The organism is Phaeobacter sp. JH20_08 (assembly GCF_048056635.1).
GTDB lineage: Bacteria > Pseudomonadota > Alphaproteobacteria > Rhodobacterales > Rhodobacteraceae > Phaeobacter > Phaeobacter bryozoorum.
The window spans coordinates 34,970-58,230 of the sequence record NZ_JAYMVV010000017.1 but is presented as its reverse complement, the minus strand read 5'-3'; the positions used below and the strand labels follow the sequence as shown (position 1 = coordinate 58,230).

Genomic DNA, 23,261 nt, shown 5'->3' with positions numbered 1-23,261 from the left:
ACGCCCTTTATCCCAGTTGAGCCAAGTCACTTTCGGTCGATGAAGAAGTTGATGAAGACCGCGCCAAGGATCAGACCGCCTTTGATCACTTGCTGCACATAGGGGTTGAAACCCCACAGCGTCATCGCGTTCAGCAGTACGCCCAGAAACAGCACACCGATGAATGCGCCCCAGATCGTCCCCTTGCCGCCGAACAGGCTGATGCCACCAATGATCACGGCCGAGATCACCTCAAGCTCCAGCCCGCGTGCAATGGTCGGATTGCCGGCATTGACCAGCGACGAATAGATAATACCTCCGGTTGCAGCAAAGACACTGGTCATCATCAGGCAGATGGTCTTGGTGCGCCAGACATTGATGCCCGACAGGCGCGCGGCCTCCATATTGCCACCGACCGCATAGATCGACCGGCCCAGCGCCGTGAAATTCGAGATGGTAAAGGTGATGGCAAAGGCAATCGCCAGCAGGAAAACCGGAACCGGAACACCCCAGAAACGGCCTGACCCGATGACGTAATACCAGCTCGGAAAGCTCGAAATCGGGACGCCATTGGTGATCAGGTTGGCCAAGCCCGCAAGGGTTGCCATCATCGCCAGAGACGTGATGAAGGTCGGCACCTGAACCAATTGCCGCAGTTTGCCCGACATGAACCCGACCGAGGCCGCAAACAGCAGCGTCCCGGCAAAGGCGGCAATGACGGTCCAGGTGGCGGGTTCAATGGCGTTTCCGGCCAGCTTCTCGACGATCCAGGCGGTCAGACAGGCGGACACGGCCACCATGGAGCCGACGCTCAGGTCAATTTCTCCGACAATGATCACCAGAGCCATACCAAAGGCAATCATCCCCGGGACGGCAATATTCCTCAGGATATTCAGCTGGTTGTTCAGGGTGAAAAAGCCCTGCGCCGTTGTCGCAACGATCACGTACAAGACCAGCAGGATCATCAGCATCGAATTTCGGCGCAGATGGGAAATGAATTTGTCGCGCGTCATGCATCGCTCTCCTGTTGGGTTGTGGGTGCCGCCATGCAAGCTGCATAGATATCCTTGGCATCAAGGCCTTCGTTGATGAATTCTTCGGCGATACGACCATCCCGCAGCACAAGAATCCGATCGCAGCATTCGGTCAGATCCTCCAATTCGGTCGAAACAACGATCGAGCTCAGACCCTCGCGCGCCTTTTCCCAGATGAGTTCATAGATCTGGCGTTTCGCCTGCACATCGACGCCGCGCGCGGGTTCGTCAAACAACAGAATGTCGGGCGTGTTGTTCATCCAGTTCCCGACAACGATTTTCTGTTGGTTCCCGCCGGAAAGAGAAGAGACCGGTAACATCGGATCGCCGGCCTTGATGTGAAGCCCCGCAATCTGGCGGTCGACAAACGGCTTTTCTGTACGGTGACTGACCCAGCCTTTGGGTGCGATCCGATCCAGTCCGGCAAGACACAGGTTGGCATGTGAGGACAAGAGCTGCACAAGGCCGGAATGCTTGCGATCCTCGGAGGTGTAGCCAATGCCCAGCGCCTTCATCGTCGGGATATCGGGCCGCGCCACGACCTGGCCGTTCACGGTGATCTCGCCCTGATCCGGCACGATGGCCCCGAACAGGCAGTGCAACAACTCGGTTCGTCCCGATCCGAGCATTCCGGCAATGCCAAGAACCTCGCCCGGGTAAAGATCAAAGCTCACGTCGTCGAAATGGGATGCGAGTGCAAGATGCCGCGCGCTCAGCACCGGTGTTTCCCGCGTTATCGTCTTGGTCGGGCGCTGGAGAGGCGGAAGATCGCCAAACATCATATCAAGGATGACGGCCGGGGTGGCCTCCTTGATCGGCACCGAATCCACGAATTTTCCGTCCCGGATCGCTGTGACTGTATCCGCGATCTGATCCAGTTCAGACAGCCGGTGCGTAATATAGATAACCGTGACACCAAGGTCGCGCAGCCGACGCACCAGAGTAAAGAGTTGCCGAACTTCTGCCTGCGCCAGCGCAGAGGTGGGTTCATCCAGTTGCAGGACTTTGGGTCGGAAACTCATCGCCTTGACGATTTCGACCATTTGCTGCTGACCAACCGAAAGATCCGCAACGCGGGTTTGCGGCGCGATGTCCAGCCCACCAATCTCTTTGAACAGATCACTGGCATCACGACGCAACCGCGCCCAATCAATCAGGCCAGAGCGTTTGTGGGGTAGCCGACCAAGGAAGATATTCTCTTCGACCGATAATTCCGGGACAAGACTGAGTTCCTGATAGACGGTGGCGATGCCGGCTTCTTGCGCTTCACGCGGATTGGAAAACCGTGTCTCGACAGTGCCAATCCGGATCGACCCTGACGTCGGCTGGATCGCCCCCGACATCATTTTGACGAAGGTGCTTTTGCCAGAACCGTTCTTGCCAATCAGTGCGTGAACCTGCCCGGCTGTGAACTCGTGTACAAATCCGTCAAGTGCCTTGACCGATCCGTAGTGCTTGGTGAGCTGATAAAGGATCAGATTTGACACGGGTTACCTGCCTTTGCCTGTGATGATCAGTGCAACAGAGGGCCGACACGGCCCCCTGCCATTGATTCTACTGAATGCTTTCCAGGAACGCGGTGACGCCATCCGCGTCGGTCCTGCTCAGAAGCATTGCCGGCACAGTGGTTTGTGCCTCGACTTCTTCGCCTGCAAGAATGGCAAGGGCGGCTTCGGCACCCATGGCACCCATCTGGAGCGGCGCCTGAGCAGTCACCGCCTGCAGAACATTGTCGCCCGCCAAAAGACCCCGACCCAGCTGTTCCGATCCGTCGATGCCAAAGACAAAGACCTCACCGGCACGACCCGCGTTGCGCACCGCCTGCATCGCCCCCACGGTGCCGCCTTCGTTTGCCGCGTAGATGACATTGACCTCAGGGTGGGCGGTCAGAATATCGGTGGCCACAGTAACTGCGGCTTCTGGCATCCAGGCGTCCTGCTCGGCCACGATCTCGATGGAATTGCCTTCAGCGACAGCATCCTTGAAACCGCCTGTCCGGTCGCCAGACTGTTCCGGCAAGAGCGACGAGAACGCCAGAATGGCGACATTTGCTTTGCCACCAAGGCTATCACTTACAAAGCTGGCGGCGGCAGCGCCGGTGGATGCCCCAAGATCACGGTTGGCCGTTGAGAAGGTCGCATGCGCAATGCTGGCATCCTCAAGGCCGCCGTTCAGGGCAACCACAACAATACCGCCGTCACGTGCGCGCTGCAAAGCAGGGCCCGAATTCGCGGCCGAAAGTGGCGCAATCACGATCGCATCGACGCCGCGCGAAATGTAGGTATCAATGGCCTGAATTTCACGCGCCTGATCGCCGTCGATATTAATTTCCAGTACTTCTGCGCCCGCCGCTTCGGCGGTTTCGCGCACACCCGTTTGCAGGAACTGCATGAACTGGTCGCCCTGGAACACGATGCTGGCAATTACCGGGGCGTCCTGTGCGGTCGCACCGAGCGGCAGCATTGCCGTCATTGCTGCGGTCGTCAGTGCCAAAAAGCTACGTCTGGGGATGATAGTCATTGTCTTTTCCTCCTCTAAAGACAGTTATGACATCACATGAAGCTGGTTCATGTCGTGATGCCTTTTGTCTGCCGATCCAGTTGATCGGTCAGTTGGTTCAGATTCGGGATGGCTTCGGTGGCTGTGACCCCGCGCAAGGAGGCCCTTGCGATGGCATGGCCCAGTTCCAGGGCGCGCTGTGGTGTCCAGCCTTCGTGAAGCGCATACAAAATTCCGGCACAAAAGGCATCGCCTGCGCCCAAGGGGCTTGCGACCAGTTCACGCGGCAAGGGCACGACCGGGACGTGTGCGACCTGCCCATCAACCCCAATCCAGAGCGCCATTTGCTGGCAGTGAACGACCACGGCCCGCCGGATCCCGTCTTTGATCAGCGCCTTTGCCATCTCGATCATGTCCTGCATGTTCGGCGTCTGACTGGCGACAGGTGAAGTCTGGCCACTCGCGCGGGCCAATTCGATTTCGTTCAATATCAGATAGTCGATTTGTCGAATTGTCGCCGCGACGATCTTCGAGAAATCCGGGCGATCAACCGAAGCAAGATCAACGCAGGTGGTCATACCTGCGGCGCGGGCACGGGAGAGCACCCTCGCCGCAGGCGTGCTGCCATCATCCGTGATCCGATCCAGATCGGCCAACAGGGTCAGGTAGCCCAGATAGAAAATGCGTGCTTTATGGCTTTCAAAAACGCCCGTCTGGAAATCTTGATCAGACAGCACGTCATTGGAGCCGCCCTGATAGAAGAACGTGCGCGATCTTCCGGTAACAGACATGACATGGGTATGTGCCGTCGCGGTGTCTGGTTTTTCCGTGATCAGATGCGTTGGAAGACCCAATTCATGACAGTGCGCCTTGATAAATTTCCCGAAGTCATCCTGACCGATGGCGCCCATCGGCCAAAGCGGTAGCCCGGTTTCAAGCTTGCTCAGCGCCGTCACAACATTGGCCGCACCGCCACCCACGCCCTTGTCTTGCCCGTCGATGCGAACCAGATCGCTCTCAGCGGGCCAATGCGCAATCTCGTGTACGAGATCCACGATCCAGTTGCCCGCACAAATTATGCCTTCGCGCGTGGTCACGGGGTCGACCCCACTTCATTCCACAAGGGATGCACGGGTTGGGCATCTTCCGTTATGGAAGAAAACCGCCCCAGAGGCTCCAGAAAATAGTTGTCCGATCCGTCATCATTGACCTGAGACACTTCACCGCCCAGCACCATGCCGCTGCCTGGGCGCGCATAGAAGCGGTGATAAAGACCACATGGAATCGTGACACTTGATCCGGGTTTCAGGCACAGTGGTTCGTCCGGGTCCAGCCGGTGGACAAAGCCATCACAGCGCAGAACAATTGGATCATCGACACCGTCAGGCTGGCGGAACTCGATCATCAAATCCCCGCCGCCACGGTTGATGATGTCCTCCAGCTTAATCTTGTGGGTATGAAACGGAGTTTCCTGCCCTTCCCCGACGAACAACAGCTTTTCAGCGTAGGGCAGACTTGTCGCGTCAGACTGGATACCGTTGCGCAGGCAGAACAACACCAGACCGCGCCGCGCAAAATCGCCCGAGCCGAAATCCGTCACATCCCAGCCCATCTGATGAAGCTGCAACCAGTCGCCCAAGTCGGGATTGGCTGCGAATTCTGCAACATCCCAATCGGCCCAGGCAGGCAGGGACCAGCGATATTCCTGCAAAAGCTCTTTGGCGGCGCGAATGGCCTGATTGATCTCGGAGCGTTTCACGACGCCCTCCCGTAGTCGACAGAGACGACCCTGTGTTCGGTGCCTGCCCTAAGGGCTGCGGTCAGCACGGCATGGTGGTCCGCCGCTTCTGCGGGTGTTGCGCAATGAAATCCACGCGCATCGCCTCCGGCCAGCTCATCCAGAAAGGCGGCCCACATCTGTTGCAGGGCGTCCGGGAAACCAAATTCGAAAATGGCCCCCGTTATGGCCGGGAACAGGGTCTGAAATCCGATGTCCTGCACCTGCCAGACCTGATCCCCGCCGCTATAGTTCATCCACTGCCACTGGCGCGGGTTCTTGGTGGTGAAATAGGCGCTTCGTTTAGTCCCAAGAACGCGCAGGCTCCAGCTGTTGGAATCTCCGGGCGATATACGCCAGGTTTTCAGCACGAGAGGAAAGCCGCCCCCGGCATCCTCGACATGGCCAGTAATGGTGGCGTTGTCCCACGTCTCGCAGGGTACGGTCCCCCCCTTGCCATCCGGACGGGTCCGAAACCGGTTGACCAAAGACGCCGATACATGGGTCGGGCGCCACCCCAGTCGCAAGGGCACATGCAGCACATGCATGCCAAGATCGCCCATGCAGCCGTAGGCGCCATTTACCTCAACCATGCGTTTCCAGTTGATCGGCTTGTCCGGGTCAAGGTCCGAGGAATGCAGGAACGCGGCCTCAACTTCGATGATTTCTCCCAGATCACCGGATCGCACAAGATTGATGACCTTTTGCGCACCGGGATAGTACGGCATCTCGGATGAACACCGCACCATCACATCAGGGTGCGCATCAATCGCCGCCTGAATACGGGCGTTTGCGGCCCCATCCATACCAAACGGTTTTTCGCCGAACAGGTGTTTCCCGGCAGCCATGATCTGCGGATAAACCTGATCATGCAGCACATGCGGCAGCGCGCAATAGATCGCCTCGACCTCTGGATTGTCGAGCATCTCTCGGTAGTCGGTTGTCTTTTGCGTCACGCTGGACAGATTGTGCGAAAACCAATCCATCAGGTCCGTGTTCGTGTCGCACACCGCGACAATCTCTGGCCGCGCTTTTGTTTCGGTCAGATGCAGCCAGCGGGCGGCAGTCGAGGCAAACTCGCGCCCCATAAGCCCGCAGCCAATGACGCCGAATTTGACGACGCGGCTCACGCGATCATCCCCAGGGCATCAGCCACGGAGGCGCCGTTATGCACCACCGCCATCAGCGCTTTGGTCATGCCTGCCGGGTCGTCGTGATGGATCACATTGCGGCCATAAACGATACCGCGGGCGCCCTGTTTCATCAAAGCTTCGGTCCGTGTCAGAATCTCCTTGTCAGAGACCTTGCCGCCACCGCGCACCAACACGGGTACGTCCTGGGCAATCTCAATCACACGGTGATACTGGGAAACATCGTCGCAAGGATCGGCCTTGATGATGTCCGCGCCCAGTTCCACGGCCTGACGCACCAAAGGCAGGATCTTTGCCAGATCGTCATCCACCATATACCCGCCACCGGCCTTGGCGTTGTCCTGCATCACCAGCGGCTCCACCATCAGCGGCATCCCTGCCAGATCGCAGGCGCGCTTCAACCGGTTGATGTTCTGAATGCAGGCCTGATGCACTTCGGGCTGACCGGGCAGCATGAGCAGATTCACCACCACACAGGCCGCATCGAGGGCCACAGCTTGCTCAACCGGGTCGGCTATCACTTCTGAAAACAGCGACCTTGGCAACGGATTGCCATAAACATTGGCAATGTCGGTCCGCAACACCAGCGCCGGACGGTCCTTGCCGGGGATTGCCTGCAGGATCGGCGCCGTCCCCGGTGGCAGCTGAATGGCATCCGGTGCCGCGCTCGCCACAATCGTGATCGCGGCCTGCATGTTCTCAATCCCGCCAAGGAAGGCGCTTTCATTAAACATGCCGTGGTCGATTGCCACGTCAAAGCAATTTCCCGAAACACCGAACAGCCTGTTCATACGTGCGGATTTCACCTGCGTCCCTCCTGTGGAATTTCCCTAAAAGATTATGGAAACGTTTCCAAATAAAAGGTTCGTTCTTCATCAACATCTTGTCAACAAATTTCTTCGAGAATTTTTTATGTTCTAAAACATATGGTTATATGCGCACGGAGTGGAGACCTCCGAGATCCTCGTACTAGATCTTCGGTTCATGACTGCGAAATGCAGGGCAGTTCGCCCAGCGCGTTAGCACGCTCGAAAGGGTGTCGGCCCGTGATCGGCCTGTCTTCATCGCTTTTCGAAAGTGCCGCCGCCGCAAGCAAAAAATCGTCAGCCAAATGCTGGCAGGCGATCGACAGATCGCCCCGCACATCTCGTGCTTCGACAAATCTGAGCGCAGTGACTGGACCCGGACCCGGACCCGAGCCGACTTCGAGTGCGACGCCGAGAACAATCAACACATCTGCCCTGAAGGGCACGAGGTGAAGCAATTCCCCCGGAACTGTTCCGATCCGAACCGCAGGCCGACCGGCAGGGGCATCGCCATATAGCAGTGTTTGAAGCACACGTGTCAGGCCGCCCATCACAGGCGCGCTGCCGCCAGAATATGGATTTCCAGTCGATCAACCGGCGAGGAACCTGAACCGGCTCCTATTACATGCGTCATGCGGCGCAAATGACGAATTCCTCCTCGCCGCAACCGCCCACAATCTCCAGAAACTGGCCACAAACTATCCTGCGCCGCAGCAACCGCAATAAGCCAGACAAGAAAGGCACTCTCGACCCTTATCAGGGGGCGATATTCTGCACCAGAGAACCGGTCTATTTTCAGAATCGGTCCAAAGCGGCCACGCCATCAATGACTAAAATCCTGTACCGCGCCGCACTCCGCATAGGGAAACTCTGACATTCTCGAGCTCCGCCAATAGCGCCCGTTTTCAAGGACCGCTTTGTCTGCACCTGGCCCGACGGCCGCTATTGTTTTGAGACTAGACCCTATTCTTACTCAACCATGCTGCCCAAATGGCAAATGCCAACGCCAGTCCCGTTGAAGCTAGCATAAGCATAAGCAGCGTTTGTGCCCCGTTCGTCTGTGATACGAGGTTGCCCGTCACTGTGGTAACAACCGCACCGCCTGCTACTATGAGAGCGCCGCTCAGCCCGGCAGCGCTTCCGGCGAGATCTGGTCGAACCGACATCGCACCGGCATTGCATCCCGGCATGGTCATGCCGTTCCCTAAACCAACGAAGATCGTGCTCGCAAAGAAAATCTCCGCTGACATGATCTCCGATGCGAGCAACAGCAAACCGCCCACAATACCACTACACGCCATGACCCGGCCCGCAATCATCATGGTTGTTGGTTCGAAGTGTTTTCCAACCCGACCGGCCAAGAACCCGCCGATCATGAAGCCAACTGTGATGGTCCCGATATAGAATCCAAGTCCAGCGGTTGTGACATTGAAAGCGGACTGCGCAACAAGAGGTGCGCCTGTCAGAAAGATGTAGAATGCGCCGACAGAAAGCGCACCACAGAGTGCATAAGCCCAGAACAGGGGCTCACGGATAAGCATCATCGTGCCAGGTGCCGGAGTGCTGGCATCTTTTGCCCTTTGAGGCCTCGTTTCTCCGAGGTCGAACCAGCAACGCAGCAGTAATTCGAAGCCCGCTACAGCATAGAAACCAAAGACGGACCTCCACCCAAATAAGGTGTCCAACACCCCTCCCAGCATGGGGCCGACCATTGGAGCAATCGCCATCGCCATTCCGATATAGCCGATCAGGCTTACAGCCTCCCGTGCCGTTCTCGTATCCCTAACGATCGCGAGAGAAAGCGCGTAACCGCCGACGATGCCGCCTTGGAGCATCCGGCAGAACAGAAAAGCCACGATGTTTGGAGCAAAAGCGCACCCCACAGAGGCGAAAGCGAAAACAAACAAAACCACCAGAAGGACCGGTCGTCTGCCGATCCGGTCTGACAAGGGCCCGACGATCAACTGAATAACTGCCGTTATTGCCAGATATCCGGACACCGCCCAGCTCACGGTACCGTAGTCGGTATTGAGATCGACAGCGATGTTAGCCAGAGCGGGTAGAAACATGTTGAGCGACATGGGCGAAAACCCAGTCAACAGGATCAATGTGATCAAATTCGGAGGTGTTCTTGCGCGGTTCATCTGATGCTCTGAGCAATAAAAACAAAAAAGCCCCCGAGAATGTCGGGGGCGCATGGAAACGGATATGGAGAACCCTATCGGACCATGCGCCTCTTGCTTGCTACATCGCTGACGAATTTGAAGGTCATGATCTCACTCCTTTGGGATCAAGCGTAGTAAGGATCGTTGACCCTGGCAACACGCAAAGCTGCCACCCATACACAGCGCAGCATCGGTCAATCCGGACTCACTGCCCGCTTTCGCTGCGTCGCCCATGGACGGCCGCCCTAGGTCTCTAAGCAAAGATCAGGGAAAAGCTGCTCTGGCGTGGTATTGCAAAGCAACGGCCCGAGCTTGCTCGGTCTTTCCAGATCGGCGCAACGCCATACCTGCCAAGGTGACAGCAGAGCCTGCAAGGCCGAATTCGCGGGCGTCTTGTCCCAGGAACCTCCCCGAACGCGCAGATCGGCCCAGAGGCGTTGATGCCGATTGAGCTGCTGTTTTGTGGCCTGCCGCATGTTGGCACAATGCTGCAGCGCATATTTTGCACCAGCATGGAACGCAGGCAGTTATCGCACGTCAGGTCAATGATGTGACGGAAAAGTCAAACACATCTGGCGCTCGAAATCTGACGTATCAAAGGAGGGAAGTGGCGGACCGAGGAGGATTCGAACCCCCGACCCCTTGATTCGTAGTCAAGTACTCTATCCAGCTGAGCTATCGGTCCACTGCGGCGGGGTTTAAGCGTAGCGGCGCGGGGGTGCAAGTCCAAAATGTCAGATTGCCGCAGGTTTTCTTCTTTTTGCGATTGGGGCGTTCCGACGCGCGGATTGCGGGCACGGCGGCGTCAAAGAGTGCCGTCGCCCTTGGGCAGACAGATATCGAATACCGTGCCCTCAGGACCGGTGTCGCGCAGGACCACCATGCCGCCATGGCCGCGGGCCAGTTCGTCCGCGATGGCAAGGCCAAGGCCGGTGCCGCCCTTGCGGATGCCGCCCTGAAACGGGGTAAAGAGATTCTCCCGCGCTTTCACCGGCAGGCCGGGGCCGGTATCGGTGACGGAGATCCACCAGGCCTCGTGATCTTCACGCGCCGACAGGGTGATCTGCCCCGGCTGATCGCTGGCCTCGATCGCCTGACGGGCATTGCGCACCAGGTTCATCACGATGCGGAACAGCTGCTCGGGATCCGCCCGCAGGCTCAGATCGACGGGCACCTCATTGCGGAAGGTGACACGCCCCTCCGCTCCGCCGGCCAGGCTTTCGCTTTCCAGGATGTCCTCCACCTGACCGTGTAGTGCAACCCGGCCAAAGGTCGGCGCCGGCTCCTCTGCCCGGCCAAAGGCCAATGTCCCCTCACAGAGCGAGACCGCGCGGGTGATCGAATTCACCAGCTTCGGCGCGAGGCGCCGCACCAGGGGGTCTTCGCTCATCTCGATACGGTCGGTGAACAGCTGCGCCGAGGTCAGGATATTGCGCAGATCATGGCTGACCTTGGCAACAGCGCCGCCCAGCTGGGCCAGCCGTTCGCGCTGTTTCAGCGCATGGGTGAGCTCGGTCTGCAACTGCATCAGCGCCTCTTCGGCCTCGCGCAGCTCACGCACACCGGCGCTGGGGTGGATGATCCCACGGGCATCCTCCGGCGCCGCCGCATAGCGCTGCATATAGCCGATGACCCCCTTGATCGGCTTCACCATGAACCGGCGCACCGCAGCAAACAGCAGAACGGCAGTAAAGATCGAGATCACCGCAGAGAGCAGCAGAATACGCAGCCCGTAATCAATCATCGCATCGCGCAGACCCTTGGTTTCAATCGTGATTTCAATCAGAAGACCAGCGTCGCGCACCGGCGCCCCAATCACCCGGATGATCTGGTTTTCCGGCGTGACCAGCCGCTGCATGGCATGGCCGATCAGTGCAAACGGGCTGCTCATCCGCAGATCATAAGTGCCCGAAATCGGCGCCGGGATCGGTGAGGACAGCACCAGCTGGCGCACTTCGTCCCGCCGCAGAACCACGTTGAAGACACCGGCATTCTCCAAAAGCTCCGCCTCCAGCTCGGTGTCCAGCATGTCATCCGCCAATAGCGCCAGCGACGCGATCTGCGCCCGCTCCAGACGGTCGGCCAGATAATCGAGACGGAACCGGGATACGGAGGGCACAAAGATCAGGATCTCGGCCAACATCACGAAGACCGTGGTCAGGATCAGGAATCTGCCTGAAAGCGTATTGAGCATTCAGCCCCTTCCGGCGTTACGGGAGCCAGCGCTGCACAAATTGCACCACTCGTTTCACCATTGGACTATCAAAAAGCCGTGGCGAGAAATAGGCCCCTGCGACGCGTTTATTCACTTCTGAAATGGTGGGATAGGGCGCCACCATGGCCGCGACCTCACTCATCTTCAGGTTATTGGCGATGGCCATCGACCACAGCGCCACCAGCTCCCCCGCCTGATGCCCCACGACAGAGGCGCCGACCGGGCGCCCCTTGACCACCATGACCTTGATCAGGCCGGTGCTGTGACGTTCGGCCAGCGCGCGGTCGTTGTGGTGATAGTCGAACCGCGCCACCTCCATCCGGTCGCCATGTTTCTCGCGCGCCTGCGCTTCTGTGAGCCCGACCTGCGCCAGCTCGGGCGCGGTATAGGTGGCCCAGGGAATATGGCTGGTCTTGGCCTTCGACGGCAGGCCGAACAGGATCGACCGGATGATCACACTGGCATGATAGCCCGCCACATGGGTGAACTGCATCCCGCCCGCGACATCGCCAATGGCATAGACCCGGCGGTTGCTGCTGCGCAGGCTGTCGTCCACCACCACGCCCGCGCGGTTGGTCTCGACACCGGCGGCCTCCAGATTCAGCCGGTCGATATTGGCCTTGCGCCCCACCGCCATCAGGAGGTGGCTGCCGTCGAACACCCGGCCATCCTTCGCGGTGACGCGAATGCCGCCCTCCTCGGTGGAGGCGACAGTTTCCGCCTGCGCGCCTTCGGCAATCTCGACGCCCTCCTCGCGCAGCTGCTCCAGCACGATGGCCGCCAGCTCCGGGTCGTCCTTGCCCAGCGCCTTGTCGCCCTCGATCACCGTGACCTGACTGCCCAGCCGGATGTGCGCCTGCGCCATCTCCATGCCAATCGGACCACCGCCGATGATCAGCAGGTGATCGGGCCGCTCGCGCAGGTCAAACAGCGTCTCATTGGTATAATAGGGCACATCGGCCAGCCCGTCGATTGGGGGCACCAGGGGCGAGGATCCGGTGGCAATCACGATGCGCCGGGCGGTGATGCGGTGCTCCCCGGCCTCGACCACACGATCATCGACAAACCGTCCATAGGCGCGGATCACCCGCACACCAAACCCTTCGAACCGCTCCTGGCTGTCGACCGGGGCGATGGTCGCGATCACGTCCTGCACGTGGTCCTTGGCGGCGGCGTAATCCACCACCGGCAGCTGATCGGCGACACCATAGGCGCTGGCATGGGCCTGCCCATAGGCCACCTTGGCGCTGGCCAGCAGCGATTTCGACGGCACGCAGCCATAGTTCAGACAGTCGCCGCCCATCTTGTGCCCTTCCAGCAGCACGACGTCGGCGCCCATCTGACTTGCCCCTGCCGCAACAGAGAGACCGCCCGACCCGGCGCCGATCACAAGAAGATCGCAGGTTAGCTCTTGCATGGTCACTGGTCCTTTCCGGAGGCCGCGGGACGGCGTTTCTTCAGCAGCATGGGCAGCGCCGCCAACACGCACAGACCAAGGATCGGCCCGATCACAAACGGCTCCCACAACAGCGACAGATCAGGTGTCCCGCCCCGGTCAAACACCGCACCAAGGCCCACACCAATCCAAGTAAAGACGATGGCGCCGGGGATGATCCCCACCGCCGTGGTCCACAGGAAATTCACCAGCTTCACCCCGACCAGCGCGGGCAGCAGATTGGCGACAAAAAACGGCACCGCAGGCACCAGCCGCAGCAGCAGCAGCACCTCGATCTCATTTTCCCGCAGGGCCTGTTTGAGGATGCGCACGCGGCCCTCCGCCGCTTCCAGCCGGTGGGTCAGCATCGCTCCAAGCCCCCAGCGCGCCGCCAGAAAGATGCCAACCGCACCAATGGTGGCTGCCAGCACGTTGAACAGCGTGCCCGCCACCAGACCAAACAGGAACCCGCCGGTGACAGAGGCCACAGCGGCGCCCGGCAGCGAGAATACAACAATTGTCACATAGGCCAGCACAAACAGGCCAACGAGGCCCAGATAATTCTCATCGCGAAACGCCATCAGCGCCACCCGATTGTCGCGCAGGGTCTCAAACGTCAGGTAATCGCCCAGCGTCATCGCCCCGATCACCGCAACAACCAGCACCACGGCCAGCGGCAGGAACCGGGTCAGCGTCGGTTTCTTCTCTGCCCTGTCACGCGATTCGGATGCGGTGGGCTGGGCCGGAGAATGCTCCGCGATATCGGGCTGCTCGGGATGATCTGGCATCGGTGGTCAAATCCTGCTGTCTTGGGCCAGTGGCTGGCCGGTCATGGTCGGCACCGCAGACGCGGCGGGTCTGTGTCTCTGGCTACCTGCTAAATGGCCCCGGTACGAGACCACGGGCGATATCTTCACGCCCGCTTGATCATTGCCTGCAAAAAAGTGAGCCAAACAGCGCGCGCCCCTCTGTCTGTTACAAATATCTTCTGCTAAAGGGGCTTCAGCGCCCGGTTTTCATGGAAATGTTGCATTTCGTGCAGAAAACAACCGCCTTGGGGTTTGACTCGCCGGTCATTCCCTTCTAGAGACCGGGCTTCGAGATAGACCCCCGGGTGGCCGATTCCGCGCCGTCCCGATGTAAACAGTTGGAGACCGGAGCGATGAAACGCACCTATCAGCCTTCGAACCTGGTTCGCAAACGCCGCCACGGCTTCCGTGCGCGCATGGCCACCAAGGCAGGCCGCAAGATCCTGAACGCACGCCGCGCACGCGGTCGCAAGTCGCTGAGCGCGTAATCGCGCCCAGCACTGTTCAGACGGACATGACACCGCCGGAGACCCCCAAGGACGGCTCAGCTGCCCAAGGGACCAGGTCTCCGGCGGTGTCCGTTTGCGTATCTGATACCTTGGACCGCCCACTGCCCCGCCCGGAGGTGATCGCCAAACGCCGCGACTTTCTCGCAGCGGCACGCGCCCGCCGTCAGGGCACCAAGGGAATGATGGTGCAGGGTCGCAAACGCCGCCAGGACGGCGAAGCCGGCGGCGATACCATCCGCATGGGCTTTACCTGCTCAAAGAAGGTCGGCAATGCCGTGGCCCGCAACCGCGCCAAACGCCGGCTGCGCGAAGTCGCCCGGCTGATTCTGCCCCTGCATGGCCGGTCCGGCTGGGACTATGTCCTGATCGGGCGCGCGACAGAGACCGCCGAGCGCCCCTTTGAAGATCTGCAAAACGATCTCATCTACGCGCTGAAGAAAATCCACGGCAAGTAATCGTTTCCGAAGGCGATTTGCCCGGCAGGCAGCTGGCGCAGCACACGGCTCCTCTCCCCACGGGAAGGCGGCTCCGCTCTCCCCCCGCACTCAGGCGCGGTCCTGATTGCCATACCGCTCAACTCTGCCTATCTAACTCCCATGACCCCGCTGGCCCATCTCCTTGCCCTGCCCGTGCGCGCCTATCGGCTGCTGTTCAGCCCCTGGGTCGGCTTCAACTGCCGCTATCAGCCCACCTGCTCGGCCTATGCGCTTGAGGCACTGGAGAAACACGGCGCCCTCCGTGGGGCCTGGCTGACGCTGCGCCGGATCGGCCGCTGCCACCCGTTTGGCGGCGATGGCTACGACCCGGTGCCGGGCTGTGACCACAGCCATGACAAGACCGCAGATCGACGATAACCAGTCCGGGCCGATGCCCGCCAAAGCTGCGCGCCATTTCTGCCACAGTATGGAATACCGGTATAACCGGGGCAGTCGGGCCGTGCTAAGGCTCTGAAACGATCAACCTATAGATGCAGGAGGGCTGTTTATGAATAAGTTTGTTCAATCGCGACGTGCTCCTGCGGGCTGCACAGGACAGGCGCGCGCCTGATCCAGTCTGCCTTGATCGCGGCTCAGCACTGATGTGCGCCCGATCTGATCGTACCATCCCAGACCACCCCTAGCGAAGCCATCGTCGACGCCTGTCTTTGATCCGGTCTTCGACCTCGTCTTTGCTGCATGGTCTGGGCACACCTGTCATCTTTCACAACAAAGGACCCGTCTGCATGCAGCCGGAAACACGCATGACATCTACACAATTTCCCACCCCGCTCCGCGACCCCCATGCCGCATTGGCGCAGATTCTGGCCGATCTTGGCCTGCGCCGGACCCTGACGGCGATCCTGCGCCAGATGATTGCCGCACAAAGCCCGCCGCGCAGACGCGCCAGCACGCTGCCGATCTGCAACCATCTGCGCCGGGATATTGGCCTGCCACCGCTCGCCGACAGGCTGCCATCGTCGCGCCCCTATTTCTGATCCCGGTTGACGATCCCGGCAGGCAGAAGCCTGCTACCCGCCGGGATCACCTTTTTTCCTTGGCAAAACGCCGATCCTCGGCTAGGGCGCGCCCATGCTTGATGATGATCTGGACGATATCCACCCGCTGTTTGCCGGCGCCCCCTCGACGACGGAGTTCAAGAAACTCCGCAAACGGATCGTGCGCTACGCCCGTGAGGCGATTGACCAATATGGCATGGTCGAGCGGCGCGAGGACGGCAGCACGCCGAAATGGCTGGTCTGCCTGTCGGGCGGCAAGGACAGCTATACCCTGCTGGCGGTGCTTTACGAGCTGAAGTGGCGCGGATTGCTGCCCGTGGATCTCCTGGCCTGCAACCTCGATCAGGGCCAGCCCGGTTTTCCGGCCACCGTGCTGCCGGAGTTTCTGGAAAAGATGGGCGTGCCGCACCGCATCGAATATCAGGACACCTATAGTATCGTGATGGATAAGGTTCCGCAGGGCCGTACGTTTTGCGCGCTCTGCTCGCGCCTGCGCCGGGGCAACCTCTACCGCATCGCGCGCGAGGAAGGCTGCTCTGCGGTGGTGCTCGGCCATCATCGCGACGACATTCTGGAAACCTTCTTCATGAACCTGTTCCACGGGGGTCGTCTGGCAACCATGCCGCCGAAACTGGTCAATGAAGAGGGCGATCTGTTCGTGTTTCGCCCCCTCGCCCATGTCGCCGAGGTGGACTGTGAAAAATTCGCCAAGGCTCTGAATTATCCGATCATTCCCTGCGATCTCTGCGGCAGCCAGGGCGGGTTGCAGCGCCAGCAGGTGAAACAGATCCTCGATCAGTGGGAATCAAACAGCCCCGGACGCCGTCAGGTGATGTTCCGGGCGTTGATGAATGCCCGTCCCTCGCATCTTCTGGACCCCAAGCTGTTCGATTTTTCCGCTCTTATGTTGAAAAAACCTGATTTGGGGACGGATTCGGACGAAATTCCCGATTTGCGTTAACTTGCCGGTCAGACCGCGACCTTAATCTGTAGCCAGCACCACATGCCGTAGGTGAAAGGTCTACAGATGACAAAAATGCTGTCGCAGACGCTGACACAGGTCAGGAAACGGATTGCCCCGGTGCTGCTGGGGCCGCCGCTGCTTGCGTTTTTGCCGGCCCTCACACTGGCAACTTTCTGGATGGGTGGCGAGGTGGCGCTGCTGGCCGTTGCTCTTGGCCTGCCGTTGGTTCTTGTCGCCTCCGGTGGCTTTTCCTATTTCCGCCGCCCCGCCATGCCACGCGACAGCCTGACCGGCATGATGATGCGCGACGGGTTCAGCGAAATCATCTCGGAAGTTTATGACAGCGCCGCGGATACCGGCCTGCGCTCGGCCGTGTTTGTGCTTGAGCTTGATGACTTCAAGGAGCTGGCGCAGCGCCACGGCCAGGAAACCGCCGATCAGCTGGTCAACCGCTGTGGCGACCGCATCATCTCCATCCTGCGCCCGCAGGACTATGTCGCCCGGATTGGCGATTCTCGGTTTGCCATCTGCCTCACACCGGTGTTGCAAATGGATCTGGAACTCTCGATCCAGATGGCCGGACGGCTTCAGGCCGCCATCGAAGAGCCGATTTCGGTTGATGGTGCCTCTCTCTATATTTCCTGTTCCATCGGATTCTGCCTCCATAGCCGCAGCCCGAAACCGGCAGGCAGCGACTGGATGGGCGCCGCCTGCACGGCCCTGCTGGACGCGCAGAACAATGGCCCGTCCGGCATTCGCGCCTTCTCCCCCGAAATGGATCAGCGCAGCAAGGCGCGCGGAGACATGATCGACGAGGTGACCGAGGCACTGGAAAACGGTCAGATCCAGGCCTGGTTCCAGCCGCAGATCTGCACCGACACCGGCCGTGTCTCCGGGTTTGAGGCGCTGGCCCGCTGGTCCCATCCGGTACGCGGGATGATCGCGCCCATGTCCTTCCTGCCCTATCTGGAGAGCGCCGGGCTGATGGAACGATTGAGCGAAATCATGCTCTACAACGCGCTCACCGCGCTCAAAGCCTGGGATGCCGCCGGCCTGCATGTCCCCTCGGTCGGTGTGAATTTCGCCACCGACGAGTTGCGCAACGCCAATCTGGTGGAGCGCATTCAATGGGAGCTTGAGCGTTTTGGCCTCACCCCGGACCGGCTCTGCGTCGAGATCCTCGAAACCGTGATGACCGACCGCCCGGATGACATGATCGTCCGCAATATCGCCGCCCTTGGCGAATTGGGCTGCGGCATTGATCTGGATGATTTCGGCACCGGCCATGCCTCCATCGCGGCGGTCCAGCGGTTCCGCGTATCCCGGATCAAGATCGACCGCTCCTTCGTCATGAAAGCCGACCGCGACCCCGAACAGCAAAAGCTGATTGCCGCCATCCTGACCATGGCCGAACGGCTGGAGCTGGAAACCCTCGCCGAAGGGGTGGAGACCGTTGGCGAACATGCCCTCCTGTCCCAGCTGGGCTGCGATCACGTGCAGGGCTTTGGCATTGGCCGTCCGATGCCCTTTGATCAGACTCTCGACTGGATCGCCGCCCATGAGGCAAAGCTGCAGGAGGCCCCGAGTATCGGGCGCCACAGCAGCTGATCCGCTGACATCCCAGTCCCCCGCCCTTCGGCGACCATCTACGCAATCGGCCCCGGTTGGTTCCGATTGGTTCCGGTTGCCCCCTGTCTGCGCGCGCCGCCCAGTCACGGGTTCTGCTTCGTCCTGGCGCAGCGACCCGGCGGTTCTGCGCAGGAACTCCCGGCGACCGGCTCGGCCCCGGCAGGTTCGGCACAGCAAAACGGGCGCCCTCGGCCGCTGAGGGTCTTGTGCCTTATGCGTGCGGGCATCATTGGCGCGCGGTCTCTTGCGGTCCAGTCACGCGCGCTGCCCACTCCCGCCCGTTCTCAATCCCGCCCGCTCCCAGCCCCGCCCGTTCCCCGTTCCCAGCTCCCCGTTCCCTGTCCCGCCCTCCCGCAGCCTTGCCGCGCCCTCGCTCCCACCCGGGGCGGCCTGCACCGCCGGTTGATCCACCGCGACATGGATCTGCTGTCGTAGGCCGCGTGCCGCGCCCGACGGGTCGCGACATGCCGTCCTGATCCGGCAATTGCGCCAGGGATCGGACGAAATCCCCCTTCAACCGCGTCGCAAGGACACGATGGGGGCGATTCCGCTTGACCTTTGGGGGGCATCTCTGTTGAACCACACCCTGTCATTCCATACACGAGGTGGCAGTCCCCAATGGACGATCAGAACAAGAACCTTCTTCTCGCAACCGCGCTTAGCTTCCTGGTGATTCTGGGGTGGTATATCTTTTTCCCCCCACCAGAGCCGCAGATCCAGCCGGACGCCGTGGTCGCGGAGACAACCGCCACAGGCGATGTCGTGACCGCGCCTGCTGCGGCCAATCCTGCGGCCGGAACCGATGGCGCTGATGTCAGCGCCGAAGCTGAGGCCGCTGCGGAGGCGCCGCGTCTCACCATCGACACGCCGCGCGTCTCCGGCAGCATTTCCCTGAAAGGCGGGCGTCTCGACGATCTGTCTCTCAAGGATTACCGCGTCTCGCTGGAAGAGGGTGCCGCCATCGTCAAGATGCTGTCCCCCGCCGGTGATCCCAATGCCTATTACGCCCTTTACGGCTGGGCGCCCGGTGCCGGGCTGGGTCCCGACGACGTGCCCGGGGCCAACACCCTGTGGCAGGCCGATACCGAGGCAACCCTGACCCCGGACACCCCGGTCACGCTCAGCTGGGATAATGGCAAGGGGCTCACCTTCACCCGCACCATCGCGGTGGATGAGGATTACCTTTTTACCATCACCCAGTCGGTCACCAACGCCTCCGGCGCGACCGTGGCGCTGGCGCCCTATGGCACCCTGGCGCGCCATGGTGAGCCGCAGGACCTGAAGAATTTCTTCATCCTGCATGAAGGCGTGATCGGCATGGCCGACGGCACCCTGGCCGAAATCGACTATGACGACATGACCGATTTCGAGATCGACCCCCGCACCGGCGCCCGCGCCGCCGTGACCGCGGTCGAGACCAACGGCTGGATCGGCTTCACCGATCATTACTGGATGTCGACCCTGGTGCCGGATCCCGGCCAGCCGTTCCGCTCCATCGCCAAATTCGATGAGCGCCGCGACATCTACCAGACCGATATCGTGCTGCCGACCGTCACCGTCGCCGATGGCGAAACCAGCGCAGCCACCACCATGCTGTTTGCCGGTGCCAAGGAATGGGCGACCATTCGCGGCTATCAGAAAGACGGCATCGAGGGCTTCCTCGACAGCATCGACTGGGGCTGGTTCTTCTTCCTGACCAAGCCGATCTTTGCGGTTCTGCACTGGCTGAATGCGTTGATTGGCAACATGGGCTGGGCGATCATCGGCCTGACCGTGCTGATCAAGCTCCTCGTTTTCCCGCTGGCTTATAAATCCTACGCCTCCATGGCGAAGATGAAAGAGCTGCAGCCGCGGATGGAGGAGATCAAGGAGAAGGCGGGCGACGACCGTCAGAAACTCCAGCAGGAGATGATGGCGCTCTACAAGAAGGAAAAGGTCAACCCGGCCGCCGGCTGTCTGCCGATCCTGATCCAGATCCCGATCTTCTTCTCGCTCTACAAGGTGATCTTTGTGACGCTGGAACTGCGTCACGCGCCCTTCTTTGGTCCGTTCCAGGATCTGAGCGCGCCGGATCCGACCTCGATCATGAACCTCTTTGGCCTGCTGCCGTTTGCCGCTCCGGTCGAGGGCACGCTGATGGCGACGATCTTCATCGGGATTCTGCCGATCCTTCTCGGTATCTCGATGTGGTTGCAGCAGAAACTGAACCCGGCACCCACCGATCCGACCCAGCAGATGATCTTTGCCTGGATGCCGTGGGTCTTCATGTTCATGCTGGGCGGCTTTGCCTCCGGTCTGGTGGTCTACTGGATCGCGAACAACACCATCACCTTCACGCAGCAGTATTTGATCATGCGCAGCCACGGCTACAAGCCGGATGTCTTCGGCAACATCAAATCCGGCTTCAAGAAGACGCCAAAGGCTGAAAAGAAATGAGCGAAGGCATAACTCATATCTGGCGGCATCCGATCAAATCACATGGTCGGGAGCCGCTGGAGAGCGCCTCTTTGGTCGCCGGGCAGTGTCTGCCCGGCGATCGCGTTTGGGCGGTTGCACATGAGGCCTCCAAGGCTGACGGCAGCGCCTGGGCGCCCTGCGCCAATTTCAGCCGTGTCGCCAAGGCACCGCAGCTGATGGCGCTTGAAGCCCGCTATGACGAGGCCACGGGCCAGGTCACCCTGAGCCACCCGCAGCTGGACAACCTCAGCTTCAGCCCCGATGACGCGGCGGATCTGCCGCGGTTTCTGGACTGGGTGCGCCCCCTGATGCCAGAGGACCGCGCCGCCTCGGCCCGCATTCTGCGGGTTCCGGGCCGTGGCATGACCGACAGCGATTTCCCGTCGATCAGCCTGTGCAACTGGGCGTCTCACCGCGCGGTGGAAACCGCCATTGGCCATGGGCTGTCGCCGCAGCGCTGGCGCGGCAACATCTGGTTTGACACCGGCACCGCCTGGGAAGAAAACACCTGGATCGGGCGCGACGTGCAGATCGGCGAGGCGGTGCTGACCGTCCGTGAACGCACCGTGCGCTGTCTGGCCACCACAACCAACCCCGAGACCGGCGAGCGTGACGCAGATACGCTCAAGACGCTGCGCGACACCTGGGGTCACCAGGACTTCGCTGTCTATGCAGAGGTCATCAAAGACGGCGCGATCCGCGTCGGCGATAGTATAAAGGTGCTCTGATGCAGATGCCGTTCCCCCTGGCCGAATCGCCAGATGAAATCATGACCGAAAAAGGCCGCAAGCTGTTTGCCGGCCAGTCGGAATTTGTCAAAGGCGTGGTCGCCATGTCCGGCCTGCCCCCCGCCGACCGGATCGAGGTCTGTTTCGCGGGCCGCTCCAACGTGGGCAAATCCAGCCTGATCAACGCGCTGACCGGGACCAAAGGTCTGGCGCGGGCCTCCAACACGCCGGGGCGCACGCAGGAAATCAACTATTTCACCCAAGGCCCCGATCTCTATCTGGTCGACCTTCCGGGCTATGGTTACGCCAATGCGCCGCTGCCGATTGTCGAGAAATGGCAGCGCCTGCTGAAACAATATCTCTCGGGTCGCCAGACCCTGCGCCGTGCCTTTGTGCTGATCGACAGCCGTCACGGCATCAAAGCCGTCGATGACGAGATCATGACCCGGCTCGACAGCTCTGCGGTCACCTTTCAATGCGTGATGACCAAAGCCGACAAGGTCAAGGACAAGGACCGCGCCGCAATCATGGAGCAGGTCCGCAAGGCGCTGTCCAAACACCCGGCAGCCTACCCGGAGATCGTGCTGACCTCCTCGGAGAAAGGCGACGGCATCGCCACGCTGCGCTCGATCATCGCGGGTCTGGAATAACGCAGCTGTTGCGCAGCCCGCCACATGGAACCGCCCCCGCGATCAGCCGATCCCGGGGGCGTTTTCGTCTCTGATAGCTGCATTAGAGCCGCTATCAGACGTGCTGCGCGCCATTCACTTCAATCTCCGCACCGGAGATATAGGAGCTTTCGCCCGAACACAGGAAATAGATCGCGGCCGCCACCTCCTCCGGCTGACCGAGCCGTTGCAGCGGCAGTTTCTCGACGATCTTGTCGGTGCCCGGCGACAGGATCGCGGTCTCCACCTCGCCCGGCGCAATCGCATTGACGCGCACGCCCAGAGGGCCGAAATCATGCGCCATCTCGCGGGTCAGCGCCGCCAGCGCCGCCTTCGAGGTGGCATAGGCCGCGCCCGCAAACGGATGCACCCGGCTGCCCGCGATCGAGGTCACATTGACAACCGAGCCCTTGGCCGCCGCCAATTCGTCCTTCAACCCCCGCGCCAGCACGACAGAGGAGAAGAAATTCACGTGGAACACCTTGCCCCAGGTCATCAGATCTGTGTCCAGCGTGTTCAACCGCGCGCCATTCGGACCCTTGGGGGACACGCCCGCATTGTTGACCAGCGCATCCAGCTGTCCACCCAAGAGGTCCTGAATTTCACCCACCTTGTTTATCGTGTCGGTCGGATCGGACAGGTCCACCTGTATGTGATTCTCCTCACCTCCGCCCCAGGGGCATTCCGCCGGAAACGGCTGGCGCGAACAGGTGATCACCCGCCAGCCTTCGGCATTGAACCGCTGCACCGTCGCATGGCCAATGCCGCGGCTTGCACCGGTCAGCAACAGGGTTTTCTTACGCATGGCTACCATTCCTTGGCCTCAGGCCCGTGTCGGAGGCCGCTCTGACCTCACAGCCCGCAGGCCCCGTTTCGGTATCTGTCGCGGCGACCCTAGCAGCCTTTGCGACAGCTGCAATGCCGCGAATGCAGGGCCGGCG

21 protein-coding genes, 1 tRNA gene and 1 pseudogene are annotated in these 23,261 nt (G+C 60.6%); 10 read left to right on the top strand and 13 right to left on the bottom strand.

Features of this window, described 5'->3' with window-relative positions:
• Positions 1-26 precede the first annotated feature (26 nt).
• The 7 genes from VWY75_RS15385 to VWY75_RS15355 all read right to left on the bottom strand — a co-directional run bounded on the left by VWY75_RS15385 (position 27) and on the right by VWY75_RS15355 (position 7,246).
• Positions 27-992 carry an ABC transporter permease gene (locus VWY75_RS15385; protein ID WP_340546636.1) on the bottom strand — a complete coding sequence of 322 codons (966 nt, stop codon included), beginning with the start codon at positions 990-992 and terminating at the stop codon, positions 27-29.
• A complete protein-coding gene (locus VWY75_RS15380) occupies positions 989-2,500 on the bottom strand; it encodes a sugar ABC transporter ATP-binding protein (RefSeq protein WP_416538179.1) in 1,512 nt (503 codons plus the stop codon). Before VWY75_RS15380 ends, VWY75_RS15385 begins: the two co-directional genes overlap by 4 nt.
• Positions 2,501-2,567: 67 nt before the next feature.
• Positions 2,568-3,533, bottom strand: coding sequence for a substrate-binding domain-containing protein (locus VWY75_RS15375; protein WP_340546634.1), 966 nt, complete (start codon positions 3,531-3,533; stop codon positions 2,568-2,570).
• A gap of 47 nt (positions 3,534-3,580) precedes the next feature.
• The gene (locus tag VWY75_RS15370; protein WP_416538178.1) at positions 3,581-4,609 is read right to left on the bottom strand and encodes a carbohydrate kinase family protein; all 1,029 of its coding nucleotides are present in this window, start codon (positions 4,607-4,609) and stop codon (positions 3,581-3,583) included.
• Positions 4,606-5,271, bottom strand: coding sequence for a D-lyxose/D-mannose family sugar isomerase (locus VWY75_RS15365; RefSeq protein ID WP_416538177.1), 666 nt, complete (start codon positions 5,269-5,271; stop codon positions 4,606-4,608). Before VWY75_RS15365 ends, VWY75_RS15370 begins: the two co-directional genes overlap by 4 nt.
• Positions 5,268-6,419, bottom strand: a complete 1,152-nt coding sequence (locus tag VWY75_RS15360; protein ID WP_416538176.1) for a Gfo/Idh/MocA family protein — start codon at positions 6,417-6,419, stop codon at positions 5,268-5,270. The genes VWY75_RS15365 and VWY75_RS15360 overlap by 4 nt, the downstream gene beginning before the upstream one ends.
• Positions 6,416-7,246 carry a class I fructose-bisphosphate aldolase gene (locus VWY75_RS15355; RefSeq protein WP_416538175.1) on the bottom strand — a complete coding sequence of 277 codons (831 nt, stop codon included), beginning with the start codon at positions 7,244-7,246 and terminating at the stop codon, positions 6,416-6,418. Before VWY75_RS15355 ends, VWY75_RS15360 begins: the two co-directional genes overlap by 4 nt.
• Positions 7,247-7,563: 317 nt before the next feature.
• Between VWY75_RS15355 and VWY75_RS15350 the strand changes: the two are divergent.
• A pseudogene (locus VWY75_RS15350) lies at positions 7,564-7,972 on the top strand (IS5/IS1182 family transposase); the annotation flags it as partial.
• A 230-nt stretch (positions 7,973-8,202) separates the two neighbouring features.
• Here VWY75_RS15350 and VWY75_RS15345 read toward each other — a convergent pair.
• The 5 genes from VWY75_RS15345 to VWY75_RS15325 all read right to left on the bottom strand — a co-directional run bounded on the left by VWY75_RS15345 (position 8,203) and on the right by VWY75_RS15325 (position 13,849).
• Positions 8,203-9,390 carry a multidrug effflux MFS transporter gene (locus VWY75_RS15345; protein WP_416538174.1) on the bottom strand — a complete coding sequence of 396 codons (1,188 nt, stop codon included), beginning with the start codon at positions 9,388-9,390 and terminating at the stop codon, positions 8,203-8,205.
• 629 nt (positions 9,391-10,019) lie between these two features.
• Positions 10,020-10,096, bottom strand: a tRNA-Arg gene (locus tag VWY75_RS15340).
• A gap of 120 nt (positions 10,097-10,216) precedes the next feature.
• Positions 10,217-11,605 (bottom strand): sensor histidine kinase, encoded by a 1,389-nt coding sequence (locus VWY75_RS15335; protein WP_416538173.1) that lies wholly within the window; start codon positions 11,603-11,605, stop codon positions 10,217-10,219.
• 16 nt (positions 11,606-11,621) lie between these two features.
• Complete coding sequence (locus tag VWY75_RS15330; protein ID WP_416535589.1) at positions 11,622-13,043, bottom strand: dihydrolipoyl dehydrogenase family protein; 1,422 nt, start codon at positions 13,041-13,043, stop codon at positions 11,622-11,624.
• A 2-nt stretch (positions 13,044-13,045) separates the two neighbouring features.
• The gene (locus tag VWY75_RS15325) at positions 13,046-13,849 is read right to left on the bottom strand and encodes a TVP38/TMEM64 family protein (protein WP_416538172.1); all 804 of its coding nucleotides are present in this window, start codon (positions 13,847-13,849) and stop codon (positions 13,046-13,048) included.
• Positions 13,850-14,223: 374 nt separating this feature from the next.
• On the opposite strand from VWY75_RS15325, the gene rpmH reads away from it, so the two are divergent.
• From rpmH to yihA, 9 genes are all read left to right on the top strand, one after another.
• On the top strand, positions 14,224-14,358 hold the full coding sequence (gene rpmH, locus VWY75_RS15320; RefSeq protein ID WP_005980833.1) for a 50S ribosomal protein L34: 135 nt from the start codon (positions 14,224-14,226) through the stop codon (positions 14,356-14,358).
• A 26-nt stretch (positions 14,359-14,384) separates the two neighbouring features.
• Positions 14,385-14,834, top strand: a complete 450-nt coding sequence (rnpA, locus tag VWY75_RS15315; protein WP_416538171.1) for a ribonuclease P protein component — start codon at positions 14,385-14,387, stop codon at positions 14,832-14,834.
• Between the two features lie 141 nt (positions 14,835-14,975).
• Positions 14,976-15,233, top strand: a complete 258-nt coding sequence (gene yidD / locus VWY75_RS15310; RefSeq protein ID WP_340546624.1) for a membrane protein insertion efficiency factor YidD — start codon at positions 14,976-14,978, stop codon at positions 15,231-15,233.
• A gap of 386 nt (positions 15,234-15,619) precedes the next feature.
• Positions 15,620-15,853, top strand: a complete 234-nt coding sequence (locus tag VWY75_RS15305; RefSeq protein ID WP_340546623.1) for a hypothetical protein — start codon at positions 15,620-15,622, stop codon at positions 15,851-15,853.
• A 94-nt stretch (positions 15,854-15,947) separates the two neighbouring features.
• Positions 15,948-16,835 carry a tRNA 2-thiocytidine(32) synthetase TtcA gene (gene ttcA, locus VWY75_RS15300; protein WP_416538170.1) on the top strand — a complete coding sequence of 296 codons (888 nt, stop codon included), beginning with the start codon at positions 15,948-15,950 and terminating at the stop codon, positions 16,833-16,835.
• Between the two features lie 66 nt (positions 16,836-16,901).
• Entirely contained in the window at positions 16,902-18,446 is a 1,545-nt protein-coding gene (locus VWY75_RS15295; protein WP_340546621.1) for a bifunctional diguanylate cyclase/phosphodiesterase, read from the top strand.
• 639 nt (positions 18,447-19,085) lie between these two features.
• On the top strand, positions 19,086-20,903 hold the full coding sequence (yidC, locus tag VWY75_RS15290; RefSeq protein WP_416538169.1) for a membrane protein insertase YidC: 1,818 nt from the start codon (positions 19,086-19,088) through the stop codon (positions 20,901-20,903).
• On the top strand, positions 20,900-21,652 hold the full coding sequence (locus VWY75_RS15285) for an MOSC domain-containing protein (protein ID WP_416538168.1): 753 nt from the start codon (positions 20,900-20,902) through the stop codon (positions 21,650-21,652). Before yidC ends, VWY75_RS15285 begins: the two co-directional genes overlap by 4 nt.
• Entirely contained in the window at positions 21,652-22,302 is a 651-nt protein-coding gene (yihA, locus tag VWY75_RS15280) for a ribosome biogenesis GTP-binding protein YihA/YsxC (protein ID WP_340546618.1), read from the top strand. The genes VWY75_RS15285 and yihA overlap by 1 nt, the downstream gene beginning before the upstream one ends.
• A 94-nt stretch (positions 22,303-22,396) precedes the next feature.
• Here yihA and VWY75_RS15275 read toward each other — a convergent pair whose 3' ends face one another.
• The gene (locus VWY75_RS15275; RefSeq protein ID WP_416538167.1) at positions 22,397-23,125 is read right to left on the bottom strand and encodes an SDR family NAD(P)-dependent oxidoreductase; all 729 of its coding nucleotides are present in this window, start codon (positions 23,123-23,125) and stop codon (positions 22,397-22,399) included.
• Between the last annotated feature and the right edge of the window lie 136 nt (positions 23,126-23,261).

Bases quoted from the DNA above. Each gene is read 5' to 3' on its own strand.
- rnpA (WP_416538171.1), top strand. From the start codon at position 14,385: ATGACACCGCCGGAGACCCCCAAGGACGGCTCAGCTGCCCAAGGGACC.
- VWY75_RS15375 (WP_340546634.1), bottom strand. From the start codon at position 3,533: ATGACTATCATCCCCAGACGTAGCTTTTTGGCACTGACGACCGCAGCA.
- yihA (WP_340546618.1), top strand. From the start codon at position 21,652: ATGCAGATGCCGTTCCCCCTGGCCGAATCGCCAGATGAAATCATGACC.
- yidD (WP_340546624.1), top strand. From the start codon at position 14,976: ATGACCCCGCTGGCCCATCTCCTTGCCCTGCCCGTGCGCGCCTATCGG.
- yidC (WP_416538169.1), top strand. From the start codon at position 19,086: ATGGACGATCAGAACAAGAACCTTCTTCTCGCAACCGCGCTTAGCTTC.
- VWY75_RS15345 (WP_416538174.1), bottom strand. From the start codon at position 9,390: ATGAACCGCGCAAGAACACCTCCGAATTTGATCACATTGATCCTGTTG.
- VWY75_RS15335 (WP_416538173.1), bottom strand. From the start codon at position 11,605: ATGCTCAATACGCTTTCAGGCAGATTCCTGATCCTGACCACGGTCTTC.
- VWY75_RS15330 (WP_416535589.1), bottom strand. From the start codon at position 13,043: ATGCAAGAGCTAACCTGCGATCTTCTTGTGATCGGCGCCGGGTCGGGC.
- rpmH (WP_005980833.1), top strand. From the start codon at position 14,224: ATGAAACGCACCTATCAGCCTTCGAACCTGGTTCGCAAACGCCGCCAC.
- VWY75_RS15295 (WP_340546621.1), top strand. From the start codon at position 16,902: ATGACAAAAATGCTGTCGCAGACGCTGACACAGGTCAGGAAACGGATT.
- VWY75_RS15275 (WP_416538167.1), bottom strand. From the start codon at position 23,125: ATGCGTAAGAAAACCCTGTTGCTGACCGGTGCAAGCCGCGGCATTGGC.
- ttcA (WP_416538170.1), top strand. From the start codon at position 15,948: ATGCTTGATGATGATCTGGACGATATCCACCCGCTGTTTGCCGGCGCC.
- VWY75_RS15305 (WP_340546623.1), top strand. From the start codon at position 15,620: ATGACATCTACACAATTTCCCACCCCGCTCCGCGACCCCCATGCCGCA.
- VWY75_RS15285 (WP_416538168.1), top strand. From the start codon at position 20,900: ATGAGCGAAGGCATAACTCATATCTGGCGGCATCCGATCAAATCACAT.
- VWY75_RS15385 (WP_340546636.1), bottom strand. From the start codon at position 992: ATGACGCGCGACAAATTCATTTCCCATCTGCGCCGAAATTCGATGCTG.
- VWY75_RS15325 (WP_416538172.1), bottom strand. From the start codon at position 13,849: ATGCCAGATCATCCCGAGCAGCCCGATATCGCGGAGCATTCTCCGGCC.